The sequence below is a fragment of the Bacillus cereus group sp. Bc010 genome (assembly GCF_027716745.1).
Lineage (GTDB): Bacteria > Bacillota > Bacilli > Bacillales > Bacillaceae_G > Bacillus_A > Bacillus_A pacificus.
In genome coordinates this window covers 251,178-264,548 of sequence record NZ_JAQFUY010000004.1, presented here as the reverse complement: position 1 = coordinate 264,548, position 13,371 = coordinate 251,178, and the positions used below count along the sequence as shown (strand labels likewise).

The window sequence follows — 13,371 nt, the reverse complement described above, 5'->3', positions numbered from 1 at the left end:
GTAATATTTTTTGCTGCTGGTGCTTTTGTTGTTGGTTCTGCTCCGTAACTTACTTCTGTTCTTGCACTTTCTTCTTTATTTACTTTCGTTACTGTTACGTACACTTTTCCGCCTGTTGATGTTAATAAATCTTCTTTAGTAATTACTACTTCTGTTTTTTTCTCTTCTACAGTCGCTGTTGCTGCTACTTCTGTTGTTTTCCCATCTTTATATACTTTCACTACATCTCCAGCTTCTACTTTCTTCACTGTGATTGTGTCTTCAGCACCTGTTTTTTTATTTACTACCTTAATATTTGACGCCTCCGGCGCTACTGTTGTTTCCGCATCGTATGCTTTCTCTGTTCGTTCACTTTCTAGCTCATCTTTCCCTTGTACACTTACATATACGTTTCCTGTTGCCTTCGCACTTTTTGCGATTTGTTTAATTGTTATTACCGCTTCTTTTTTTCCTTCTCCTACTTCGACATCTTCACCTAACTGACTTCCCTTTGTAGCTGCATTGTACACACGTACTGTGTCTCCTGCCTTTACTCCTGTTACTTTTACTGTATCTGCTACATCTGCTTTATTATTTGTCACTGTAATATTTTTTGCTGTTGGCGCTTTTGTTATTGGTTCCGCTTTATAACTTACTTCTGTTCTCACACTTTCTTCTTTATTTACTTTTGTTACAGTTACGTACACTTTTCCACCTTTTGAATCTAATAGATCTTTTTTAGCTATGATAGCGGATTTCTCATTAGATTGAACTGTAGAATCAATCATTTCTGTTTTAGCTGTAAGTGTACTATATACTTTTATAATATCACCTTCTTCTAATTCACTTACTTGAATCGAATCAGTATCACCAGTTTTTTTATTTTCTATTTTTACATTAGCTACTTTTAATGCACCACTTTTTTCTGTAGCTGCAAGTGCTGAAACAGATGGATACATTGCTGACACCAACAGCACAGAGCTCATACCAAGTCTAGTTAAAAATCCAGTTTTTTTCATTTTAATTTTCCTCCCAAATCTCATGTTTTATTTATAAAAATAATTTTATATTTTTATTATACAATATTTAGTATTAACGAAATATATTATCCTACTTTTTTTTAAAATATGCTAGATAATTAATTATATTTTTTTACTTCATTTATAAAAATTAGTAGTTTTTTATTTAAATGTTCATAACATTTCATTATACTTAACTTATATTTCACAAATTATTGGAGAGCTAGATAAAAGATAAATACGAATAAATTTCATGGGCGCACACACAATGCAGCCGTTTATATAAAATTTTAAAAAAATTAATTATTGAAGCATATATCAACTGGTAAGATATTAGCTCCTGTGATATCAATGCTCTGCACAACTGAAACCGTCCTTCAAACTATTATCAATATTGAACAACGTATGCAAAATGCAGCTGTTCATGCACAATCATAATTTCTCTTTTTTTCTTGGAACAATTCCATACAAAACAAAAGGGAAATACATATACACTATGTATCTCCCTTTTGTTTTGTACCCAAATTTTATTACTGCGTTACAGTCATAACCTGTCCACTGCGATCAACCATAATTTTCATTTTACCGTCTTGTGCGTTATATAGCCCTAATTTATGCAAATCTTGTTTACATTCTTTTACGAAGAAAGGCAATGTGCGAATTTGATCGATATCAGAACTCGTAATGAAATGAATTAAATGATGCGTCATTTCTTTTATATCATGAACAAGTTCTTCCTTTTCTCGCTTTAGCTTTTCATTTTCAGCCCGTAATACATGCAATTCGCCTTCGAGACCACGTGCGTTCTTTTCATCTTTTGAACGCTCTGCAGCCATGCTAGAAAGCTTATAGATTCCTTCCATGAACTGATGTAGTTCATGCTCTTTTCTTTCACTAGACTGGCTAATTGTTTCAAAATTATCAACAATACCAGATATAACTGTTACAAGATTTTTTTCGGTCTCTGTATTTGGAGCTTCATTTCTTAATTCTTGTTTGTTTTCTTTTTTCATTTCAACAATTGGTTCTTTTACAGGTGTATATTTTCGTTTTCGTCCTGGTTTTTGTTTTTCAATATTTTCAAACGGTATTTCACGTTTTTTTAATTTGTAATACGTATTTTGTAACTGACTTTCTGTTTTCGGAAAAAGATTTAGTTCGTTTTTACTAACATACTTTGAAATATTAATAATGTTTAAACCGTGACGTTGGCAAAATTGATACACTTCATACAGTAACTCTAGTTCAGACTTGAGCCATGTGATCGTTGATTTTTCATATGCTCGTATTCCGCCATGTTTTTCTATATCTATTTGAAATAATACCATTCTATTATGTAAATCAACTAGTTCTTCATATTTTACTTGGAATTGTTTTTCTATTTTTTTAAATTCCGCTTCTAGTTGCATATCGTTCATTTTATTATTTGACATGTTTTGTAAGAGACTTAATACATTGATTGCTGTGTGGTGATACATAATCTGTGCCACTCCCCCTCATCCTTTCACAATTCTCATCTGACTCCCATGTCTTTTCAGAAAATAGCGATTTTTACATATCCATATTATAACATTTCGAAATTGTCTGTCAAATAATAAACATACAAAAATGTATAGAAAGTATAGAAATAGAAAAAGATTTTTTTATTCATATGCATAATTGCATATGAATCACTTTTAATTATATTATATGGTATTTAGAATGTAATTTCACCGAAAAAATTTGCGTTATCACGAAATATTACTAAAAAAATCCAAAGATACATTTTTATATTTTTAAATAAAAAATCTTCAAATGAAGATTTTTCATACATATAACCACAAACGCGCCATCTTTCCACCTATATAGAGTATGAAACAATAAAAAGGAACTAACCAATACTACACATGGTTAGTTCCCTTCTCTCCACTAAAAGAATAGAGTTATAAGTAGAATCTACAAATCTTCAATTAAAACCTCACATCGCGTGTGGCTTAACCGCCACCACCACTCTCACTGCCCCACTTCTTCCACTTACCTAAAAAACCCGCTACATATCTCTGGTCTTAACATGGCATAGGGCTCTATTAGGCACTAACCGCTGCCACACATGGCTAAAGCTTCTATTCAAGCAAAAAAGTGCTTTTAAAAATCTTTTACAACACTAACTTATCTACTAAGCCGATTAACTCTTGAATATCTGGCTTACTTACTTGCGCATTTGCTCCTACCGCTTCGCCTTTATGGAATAATTCATTTGTAATTAAGGAAGAGAAAATAACGACTGGTAAACGATTCATGATCTCACTATCTTTAATTACTTTCGTTAAATGGTGTCCATCCATTTTCGGCATTTCAATATCCGTAATTAACAGGTGAATATGTTCAAACATTTTTTCTCCTTGCTCTTTCGCTAGCTTTTCAATTTGCGCTAACGCTTCTGCACCATTGCTGAAGAAGTTCATTTTCGTATATCCAGCTGATGATAATGTTTCTTCTAATATTTGACGAAGCATTGCTGAATCTTCTGCAATATAAATAACTTTTTCACCACGATCTGTTTTTTGTTCTAATTTTGAAAGTGACTTATTATCATAACCAGTACCGCTAATTTCACATACAATTTTCTCGTAATCTAATAGTAAGATGATTTTTCCATCTAGTTTTACAATACCAGATGTCGTTTCTTCTAGTCCCATAGATAATGAAGCTGGTTCATCAATTTGCTCCCAAGAAATACGTTGAATACGATGCACTTCATCAACGCGGAAAATCACTTTCATTTGGTTTAATTCTGAAATGATAAATTTCGTTTGATCAAGTGGCTTTGTCGATTTTAAATTAAGAGCTGTCGCTAAGTTAATAACTGGTAAAATTTCACCACGTACTTGAACAACACCTTCAACTGCATGATGAGATTCTGGCACAGTTGTAACAGGGAATGGATTAATGATTTCACGTACTTTCATTACGTTAATACTAAATAGGTTTTCACCAACAGTATATGTAACGATCTCTAATTCATTTGTTCCGCTTTCTAATAAAATACTTTGTGCTTGTGACATAAAGGTGTCGCTCCCCTTTCATTATTTCCGTATATCTAATTATTAAGCTTTATTAAAACGAAAAAGTCAACTACCTATATAAAAAATATAGATAGTCGAACAATTCATTTCTTTATTTAAACAGGCGATTACTCTTGTATAAACGAAGCAAGTGCTTCTAATAACACTTCTTGCGCTCCTACAATTTCTGTCGGCATCGCTTCCCATTTTTTCGAAAGCTCTGTTTCTACTCTTATTCTTAACTCTGCATTCATTACTTCTAGCACATATTCTTTCGTTGCTATATCAACATCCAGCAGTGCGAGCGCATATAGTTCCGGATCATTTATTTTTGCAAATAATCGTTTTAATACTGCCGGTGCTATATGTTTTAATTTTTCAATATGAATCTCTTTATCTGAAAATAGCAACTCATATTGAATGAATGTAACATTTTCTTTCATCACTTTAAAATAGCAATTATTTTTTTTATCATTTACAAAATAACCGTTCGGATCTGCAATAATACTCTCTACTTGACGAATTAAATTCGGCAAACTACTCGCCGACATTACAGTCCGCTGCTCAACCTCACTCGGCGAAATGAATGTAACGCGATACTTATTCTGCGCCATCCTCCTCACCTCTCCTTTTATAGAAATCTATCGCCACAAACGATCCAAAAGGCACTGGTTTGCCATAAAACGATTAACCATCCCAGTAACCTTTCATAAATCTATTTTTGCAACTACACTTCGCTTACAACTTCTCAAACTGCCCTAGTAACTTTCCATACCTCTGTCCTTACACACCGATCGAGATTCTATTAGGCACTAACCGCCACCACACATCGCCAGGCCCTCTCTCAAAACCTAAAAAAGAGCTTTTAAGAACTTTTTAAGACCTTTTCAGTAACTCGATGTTATTGAACCAAAACGCTATCTGCTGATCTGCGATATCCGGCAACGTAACAAAAAACTCACGGCACTTCATTTCATCTTTAAACAGTTGATACTTCCACTCACCTTCACTACCAACACTTACGAAATAAAATTCGTGAATACGGCCAATGATTGCTTGTTTTTCACCAAATGAATAGGGAGGCACTTGCTTAATTTCAAATTGATCTGGTAAATATACATGCTCTTCTCGTTCCATTTTTAACACTTGCTCGGCAAGGTCACGTTTATTTTCGAAAAAAGGCAATTGTAAAATTCGCTCTTGTCTTGTCATACGAATGAAAAACCCTTTCTACTACATTACAATTTTTCTTTATAATATATTATCGAATTAAGTTTACAACTTCATTTAATACTTCATCTGACACTTTAATTACTTTCGCATTTCCTTGGAATCCGCGTTGGTATAACATTAAGTCAACGAATTCTACAGATAAATCTACGTTTGCACCTTCTTGTGCACCACCACGTATTTTACCGGCACCGTTTTGACCAGATGCACCAAGTGCTAAAATACCAGTTGTATTCGTTGCTGTATAGTTACCGTTACCTGTTTTCATTAGTCCACCTTCGTTCGGGAACATCGCAACAGCTAACTGACCAGCTGATTTCATACTTCCATCAGAGTATTTTACCATTACGTATCCACCGTCAGCAATAAAGCAATCTTTAACAGTTGCTGCTGCTCTACCGTCTACATCTGTTACTGATAATGTTTTATCTGTCGGATGGTTTGTTAATTTACTGAAATCTAAATTTACTGTTCCACCATTAAACGGAATATTTGCTCCTTGTTGTGGCGGAGTTGGATTTCCAACATTGTCAAATTTCAGTGTGCCTGTTGAACCTGCACCTGTAACATCTTTAAATGTTGTTTCTTTTTTTGAATCATTACGCATTTGTACTTTATATGTATACTCATGTTCATTTGTTTTCGTAAATTCTACACGCATCGTCCACGTATTACCAGCATCATCATAGACAGGTAAATCTTGTGTAATTTTATTTTCACTAACTGGAATATTCCCTTTAATCGTACCTTTTGTTGTTTGAATACCACCAATTGCAGTTCCCATTGGAATTTGTAATGGTCCTGGAATACCAGATAAATCAACTTCACCAGTTGCTTCATTTGCAGGGTATGCAAATACATATTGGCCTTCTGTATTCGTAATATAGTAATCTGAAGATATCCCGAATGTACCTTTTCGAGTAAATTCCATATTACCGCCTTTTGAATCACCTACTACGAAGAAACCATTACCTTCCATTGCTGCTTGTGTTTTTCCACCAGTTAGCGTAATGGTACCATCACTATAATCTGTAACTGTACCGCTCATTTTCACACCGTTACCGATACTTTTCGGATTCGTTCCTGCGTAATTACCATCACCTTTTGCACCAATTGAGTTATTATATAGTAAATCATCGAACATTGCTTTTTGTTTTTTATAACCTACTGTTTGTGCATTGGCGATATTATTTGAAGTTACACTTAATGCATTTTGTGTTGCATTCATCCCTGTAATACTTGTATATAACGCTTTAATCATAACGTATGGACACTCCTTATGAATTTATAGTTTTGACTTCTTCCGTTACTTCTTCAGTACCTTTTTGCTCGTCTTTCTTTGCATCTTCTGGATTCGTTTCTCCAATTGGTTTATCAGACACTCTCTCAACGAAACGAAGAGATACAACTTTATTATCAATAACGAGCTGTACCTCATTATTTTCTGCGAGGCGAACTGTCTCTACTTGACCAGTGACTTTTTTACCATTACCGTCAACACCTCTTACATACTTTCCTAAAAACTTCATTCCACCATCAAGCGCTGTTGAATACATCGTTGATTGCAGTTTATCTACCGCTTTCGTCATATTCTGTACTTGTTCCATAAGAGATAATTGTGCTGTCTGATTCATCATTTGATTCATATCCATCGCATTAAATGGATCTTGATGTTGAAAGCTCGCTAAAAATAATTTTAGAAAATCATCTTTCCCCATTACACCAGGAGTCTTTTGTTCTCCTGCTGATACTCCATTCATTTGCCCTACTGCCGGTTGTGCACCGTTAACAGATGCATTCCTATTCTGCGCTCCTGCTTGTAATGGAATATGGTTTGTACTCGTTGTATTTAATCCAACTGTTGGCACGCTTTATTCCTCCAATAATCCCACAAATTCTTTTGATTTTTGTTTTTCATGTTTCGTACTTGCTAGTTTTTGTTTTTGCCTTTGCTCTTGTTCTCGCTGCTCTTTACGATTTTCATCTTTATCTGCATAGCTAATTTGAATGTTGATTTCTTTTTCTTTTAACTTCAATCTCAATTCATCAAAAATGATTTCCACGCGTTTCTTCGCATCGTGTTTTTCCATTTCTACGTGAACATCAATTTGATCTCCATGTTTTTTCATAAACACTGTCAATGTACCAAGTTTTTCTGGATTTAACTGAAATAACACACGTTCTTGTTTCACTACAAATTTTTGCAGTGCTTCTACTTGTGCTTCCATTTTCTTTCCTAAGTCAGGCAATGAAACTTTCTCAGCGCCACTATTGGATTTTCCTATTTGATCGGTACTCGTCGCTTTATTTAATAACTCCGCACCGGCAAAATTCGAATCGTTGAATACATCACCTTCTGGCAACTCTACCTTGGCATCTTCGTCCTCAGTTTTCGGAAGATCTCCATCTAATTCTTTAGACTCTTCTTGTTTCTTTGCAATATTACAAGTTTCTGTTTCTACCACTTTCAATACTTGCATCATTTGTTCTGGCATCTTCACTTTGTCTAATACCGTTTGCATTGTATCTTCTAAACATATAGCATTTTTGATATTCATATTGGAAAGAAGTTCTTGTAATTGTTGTAATTCACCTGCGGGTAATTCGTTAAGTTTTATATTTCCATATTCTTTATATAGCTCTTGTATTTTTTGTATGTATTGATATAACAATTCTGGCTGCACACGTAATTGTTCAATTGCAACCATTTGCTCAGATACAGCTAATAATAACTGTTCTGTCTCTTTTTTTTCTTCTTTCTTTACACTTGGCTCTTCTTTCGTTGCCGATTTTTTAGAAAGAATGTTTTCTTTTCTATCTTCTGGTGCATCTTCTCGCTTCGTTTTCTCCGTTTTTGGCTGCTTTGTATTTTCCATTCTCATCGCATGATCAAATGAAGAATCTTCACTTTTAGATTGTACTTCTAGCCCTTTTTCTTTTTGCGGAGGTAAACTTTGTTGCACCGGTAATACAGACTGTATCACTACATTCACCTCATCCATTCATACACATTTTCAAATCAAGAAGCATTTTTTCTTCCTGCTTTTCTCGTATTTTCGCAAGCTTTCTACAATCTTCTTGATACATCTCATCAATGACACGTTCTTTTTCTTTTACTTGTTCTAAAAGGCTTTCATTTTTCCGAATAAAATCTTCCGTTTTTTTAATTTTCCGATTCCATTCTTCTATTCTTTCAGGTGAAAACGTATGTGACGAAAGCATGCCAGCCATTATACGTTGCCCAGTTTGTACGACTTTACTACGCGATTTTACAACATATAAATCATATTCTTTTTTTTGCTCTATTTTTCTTTTTTCAGCTGTTAATTCATACACTTCTTTCAAGATCTGTTCTTTTTCTTGATTTATTTGCAATTTTATCGTGTCGTACTGCTGCTTATCCACCTGTTTTCATAGCCCCTTCCTATTATAACGTTCTCTTTTTCTATTATATAGTTTTTTTCCAAAAAAATCTGTGAAATATTAAAAAACAAAAAAATAAGACCTGCGAAGCGCAAGGTCTTATACTATATGGTGCATTGCTTCAACGATATCGTTAAATTGGAAACGATCTGATCGACCTTGTTTTAAAAACGTATTTATACCTTCTACTTTATTTTTACATTCAAAAATATAAGCATTTTCTGCATTTTCTTGAATCGTTCCTAACTTAAAATACAATTCATTTTCTTTATAAATAGATAAAATTTTTCTCATTTCATTTGCAAGTTGCCAATGAGTTGGCGACACGATTTCTTCCATAATCCTACTTACTGAGTCTAGCACGGAAATAGCAGGATAATGACTGAGCGTTGCAAGTTCACGTTTTAATACAATATGTCCATCTAAAATACCACGTGCTAAATCTGGTACAGGACCGTTTAAATCGTCTCCATCAACGAGTACAGTGTAAATACCTGTTATAGACCCCTTTTGTGTTTTCCCGGATCGCTCTAACAGCTTCTTCATATAACTTTCCATTAAAAGTGTTTTACCACCAATCGGCAACTCTTTAACAGCAATATCAACACTTCTACGTGCATCAGCAAAACGAGTAACAGAGTCCATCATAAGTAGTACGTTATTGCCTTCGTCTCGGAAGTATTCTGCAATAGATGTCGCAAGCTTAGCAGCGCGAAGTTGCATAAGGTGACTTTCATCTGACGTCGCTACGACAACGATGCTTTTCTTCATACCTTCCTCGCCTAATTCTTTTCGAATAAAATCTTTTACTTCTCGGCCACGTTCTCCTACTAAACTAATAACGTTTATATCCGCTTTTGCATTTTTCGCAATCATGCCGAGTAAAGTAGATTTACCTACACCTGATCCAGCGAAAATACCAATCTTTTGACCGATACCAATTGTTAGCATAGAATCAATGGATTTAATTCCCGTTTCAAATACGTCAGTAATCTCTTCACGTTCAAACGCATGAATAGGCGGAGCATCTAGTTTTATTTTTTGCAGCGGAATGTTTTCAGCGTTCTCATTTAACACTTCGCCATTTGCACTTAACACTTTTCCGAGCAAATGATTACCACGAGGTATAACAACATCTTCTGCAATTAATGTAACGGAATCTCCGTAACAAACTTTTTCTGTCTGTTCAAACGGGAGTAACATATTGTTCTCTTTTTCAATTGCAATTACTTCACATAAGACGTTATGTTCTCCAACGAGACAAACATCACCGATTTTCGCCTTTGGTCCCTTCGCTACGAAAAACTGCTCTTGCACACTATGAACTTTACCGACTTTCGTATAAAACGGCGTTTCAATAAATGTATTCCATTTTTGGTTTTCATTCATTAACAATCGATTCATACATTTTGCTCCTCAAATAACTTCTCTTCTTCCCATTTCTGGCGAAGTTTCGCAAATATAGGTGCAAACTTAAATTCAAAGAACTCTTTCTCTTCTTCTAGAACAAATTCACCGAACTGTAAGGAGAAATCATATTTCCATTCTACTAATTGTAGTAACCAATATTCTTTCGTATTTTCCTTCTCTTCTTGAATACGTTCAAACGTTTCTGGATGTACGGTAATAACTAGTTTTTCAAACGAAGTAGGTAACGTTTGAACGATGCCAGTTAAAATAGGTAACACATCAAGCAACCTAGTATCTACTGCTTGATTCACAATTTTTTCTGCTAGTTGGAAAGATTGATCCCATAATAATTCTGTCCATTCGTATGCAGTTTCTTGTTGCTCTTTTTGAAACTGCTGACGTGCCGATTCTATTTCTTTCATCTGCTGCTGAACGTGCATTTGAAATTGTTCTTGATTATGTAATAGCTGCTGACGCTCTCGCTCTAATATTTGCTGCTCTTGCCTTAGTTGATTTAGTTCAACATGTAACGATTGTTGCTGCGCAAGAAGTTCTTCATGATCTACTTGTATTTCTTCTACATGAACTGGTATTGGTTTTGGAAATTGTAATTCATACGTTTCTTCAGAAAAAGAAACAGAATTCTTCGGAATTCTGTTTTTAAATAAGGACATCATCTTCACCTCTTTGAACGATAATTCTTCCTTCTTTCTCTAGCTTTTTCACCGTACCTGTAATCGTTTGCTGCGCTTTCTCAGCATCTGTCATCTTAAGTGGTCCTAAGCCATCTAATTCTTCCAGAATCATCTCTTTACGGTTTGAAGACATACATGTAAATAATTTCTCTTTAATTTCTTCTTTTGCAATTTTAAGCGCTTTTGCAATGACACCGTTATCCGTAATTTCCTCTAACACACGGCGAAGCGCAAGATCTTCAAGACCAAGTAAGTCTTCAAAGACAAACATATTTTCTTTAATTCTCTCAGATAACTCATAATCAACTTCATCCAACTTTTGAAAGACTGTTTTTTCAACGCCTCGTGAAACGTTATTTAAAATGTTCACAATTGTTTTTAAGCCGTCTGTTTTATTGATGGCACTAAATGCCATATTATTTAATTTCGCTTTTAATAGCTCACCAATTTGATTAATGAGTTCACCGTCAACTTGTTCTAGTTTCGCAATACCCATTACCGTTTCTACTCGCTTATGATCTGGCAATCTCTCAATTAATTGAGAAGCAAGTTGCGGTTTAATGTAAGAAGCGATAATTGCAATTGTTTGTGGTGATTCATCATTAAGCACTGTAAGAAGTGGCTCTAAATCTGTCAGTGAATTTAAGAATTCAAATGGATTATCTTTGTTGTACCAAAGGTCTTCCAATAATTTTTCAAGCTCGTCTTCTGGCATATTTTTAAATATGCGACGAATGTACTCTTTATCTGGAGTGACTAAGTTCAATTCTTTTACATTTAGTTCATATAAGAACTCCCCTAGTACATTCTCTAACGTTTCTGGTTTATATACACGAAACTTCGCGATTTCACGAAGCAACACTTCTTTTTCCTCAGCCGTCATATATTCAATGACTTTTGCTGCCACCTCTTCATCTAATGTACGAATGAGGATGGCAGCTTTTTCTTTGGAGGAGATTTCATCTAACATCGTTGTTCCTCCCTTACTGTCCGTTTAACCATTTTTTAATTACTTTTGCAGTACCTTCTACATGTTCTTTCGTAGCATCCTGCACTTGTTCATCTAACGTTGGTTCTTTCGGTTCTTCTGGCTCAGGTTTTGGCTCTGGTACTATTTTCTCTTCCGGAATTTCCATAATACTTTCACTACTTGCAGCAACTTCCTCTTCTGCTAAGTATTCTTCATATTCCTCTTCTTCTTTCTTTCTCTTACGTCTAGCTAAGAAGAACCATATTAGACCAAAGAGCGCTAATAAGCCACCTGTAATACCACCAAATAACCACCAGTTTATACCACTTTCTTCTGGCTCTTTCTTCTTCTCTTCTTTCGGCTGATCAAACTGAACAGTTACAACGTTAACTTGACCATTTGTAAAGTTTCCATTCGGGTCAGCTTGAAGCCCAGCAGCTGTGCCGATCGCTTCTTTGAAAGTTGTCATATCAATTCTTCGTTTTACTAACGTATCATTATCTACCCATACAACAACATTTGTTTTCGTTAACTCTGGGTGTTTCTTAATCGTTTCAACTGTTTTATCTATTTCATAGTTTTCGATTTTGTTACCGTTTTTATTATCGTAGACGATTTTGCCATTTTGATTATTGTTCGTACCGTAGTTCGGCACTTCGCCGTTCGCTGTAATACCAGCACCTTGCTTCGTATCTGCACCTTCTTGCGCAGTAGAGCTTTCCTCTTGCTCTTGTTTACTACGAAGTACACCTTTATCACCATATTTTTCAGACTGACGTGTAACTTCATCGTAGTTTACAGATACTTTCGTATTCACTTTATATTCATTCGGCTTAAACATCGTCATTAATGTTGCATCGATATCTTGCTTTAATTTACCTTCAATTTGGTGCTGCATCTCTACTTCTTTCTCATAAGAAGAGGAACTAGTAGCATGTGCTTCATCTGCCCCTTTTGAGATAACACCTTTTTTACTATCAATCACACTTACTTCTTCTGCTTTTACACCAGGAACTGCTGCACTGATCATTTGCTGTATACCCGCAACTTGATCAGCCGTTAATAGTTGACCACGCTTTACACCAACCGTAATTGCGGCTGTTCCTTTTGCTTTTTCTTCATCAAAAATTGTTTCTTTTTCAGGTAATGTAATTTGAACATTTGCCGTTTCAACTGTCGCAAAGTTTCTTACAATGTCTTGCTCTAATTGCTTTTTCGTACCGACAATTTGCTTCATTTTTTTATCTTGCTCACTTGAACCGAGCGAGCTTTCTAATAAAATTTCCTCACCGCTTTTTGAGTTAAACGGTAATCCCATTCCATTCATTTCTTTTCGAACCCATGGAGCATCATTCTTTTGCACACGAATCGAACCATCGGCTGCTAATTGGTAATCGACACCTAGCTTCGATAATTCTGCTGTAATCTCTTGCTTGTCTGCATCATTTAAATTTTGATATACAACAACATATTTATCTGGCAAGGTGAAGTATAAAAGTGCTCCTGTTACAATTGCTAAAAGCGCAGCACCAATGACTAACTTATGCCACGTTTTTAACGATTGGAAAACATTTTTTAACTTTTCCATTTAAACACACCCG

At 35.0% G+C, this 13,371-nt stretch carries 12 protein-coding genes and 1 pseudogene; all 13 read right to left on the bottom strand.

Annotation, left to right across the window (positions count from 1 at the left end):
* Window positions 1–998 (bottom strand): annotated as a pseudogene (locus tag PDQ68_RS08315) (hypothetical protein); the annotation flags it as partial.
* Window positions 999–1,528: 530 nt separating this feature from the next.
* On the bottom strand, window positions 1,529–2,476 hold the full coding sequence (locus tag PDQ68_RS08310; protein ID WP_061184050.1) for a DNA-binding domain-containing protein: 948 nt from the start codon (window positions 2,474–2,476) through the stop codon (window positions 1,529–1,531).
* Between the two features lie 657 nt (window positions 2,477–3,133).
* Entirely contained in the window at window positions 3,134–4,042 is a 909-nt protein-coding gene (locus PDQ68_RS08305; RefSeq protein ID WP_000075953.1) for a chemotaxis protein, read from the bottom strand.
* A gap of 128 nt (window positions 4,043–4,170) precedes the next feature.
* On the bottom strand, window positions 4,171–4,656 hold the full coding sequence (locus PDQ68_RS08300) for a hypothetical protein (RefSeq protein ID WP_061184049.1): 486 nt from the start codon (window positions 4,654–4,656) through the stop codon (window positions 4,171–4,173).
* Window positions 4,657–4,918: 262 nt separating this feature from the next.
* Window positions 4,919–5,254, bottom strand: coding sequence for a DUF3964 family protein (locus PDQ68_RS08295; protein ID WP_000198164.1), 336 nt, complete (start codon window positions 5,252–5,254; stop codon window positions 4,919–4,921).
* Between the two features lie 49 nt (window positions 5,255–5,303).
* Window positions 5,304–6,533, bottom strand: a complete 1,230-nt coding sequence (gene flgE, locus PDQ68_RS08290) for a flagellar hook protein FlgE (RefSeq protein ID WP_061184048.1) — start codon at window positions 6,531–6,533, stop codon at window positions 5,304–5,306.
* A gap of 16 nt (window positions 6,534–6,549) precedes the next feature.
* Window positions 6,550–7,140: a flagellar hook assembly protein FlgD gene (locus PDQ68_RS08285; RefSeq protein ID WP_061184047.1), complete on the bottom strand. Its 591-nt coding sequence runs from the start codon at window positions 7,138–7,140 to the stop codon at window positions 6,550–6,552.
* Window positions 7,141–7,143: 3 nt separating this feature from the next.
* A complete protein-coding gene (locus tag PDQ68_RS08280; protein WP_061184053.1) occupies window positions 7,144–8,256 on the bottom strand; it encodes a flagellar hook-length control protein FliK in 1,113 nt (370 codons plus the stop codon).
* Between the two features lie 10 nt (window positions 8,257–8,266).
* Window positions 8,267–8,677: a hypothetical protein gene (locus PDQ68_RS08275; RefSeq protein WP_061184046.1), complete on the bottom strand. Its 411-nt coding sequence runs from the start codon at window positions 8,675–8,677 to the stop codon at window positions 8,267–8,269.
* 117 nt (window positions 8,678–8,794) lie between these two features.
* Window positions 8,795–10,099, bottom strand: a complete 1,305-nt coding sequence (fliI, locus tag PDQ68_RS08270) for a flagellar protein export ATPase FliI (RefSeq protein ID WP_061184045.1) — start codon at window positions 10,097–10,099, stop codon at window positions 8,795–8,797.
* A complete protein-coding gene (locus tag PDQ68_RS08265) occupies window positions 10,096–10,779 on the bottom strand; it encodes a FliH/SctL family protein (RefSeq protein WP_061184044.1) in 684 nt (227 codons plus the stop codon). Before PDQ68_RS08265 ends, fliI begins: the two co-directional genes overlap by 4 nt.
* Window positions 10,766–11,770, bottom strand: a complete 1,005-nt coding sequence (gene fliG / locus PDQ68_RS08260) for a flagellar motor switch protein FliG (RefSeq protein WP_000883352.1) — start codon at window positions 11,768–11,770, stop codon at window positions 10,766–10,768. Before fliG ends, PDQ68_RS08265 begins: the two co-directional genes overlap by 14 nt.
* Before the next feature lie 13 nt (window positions 11,771–11,783).
* Window positions 11,784–13,358 carry a flagellar basal-body MS-ring/collar protein FliF gene (fliF, locus tag PDQ68_RS08255; RefSeq protein ID WP_061184043.1) on the bottom strand — a complete coding sequence of 525 codons (1,575 nt, stop codon included), beginning with the start codon at window positions 13,356–13,358 and terminating at the stop codon, window positions 11,784–11,786.
* Window positions 13,359–13,371: the final 13 nt, after the last annotated feature.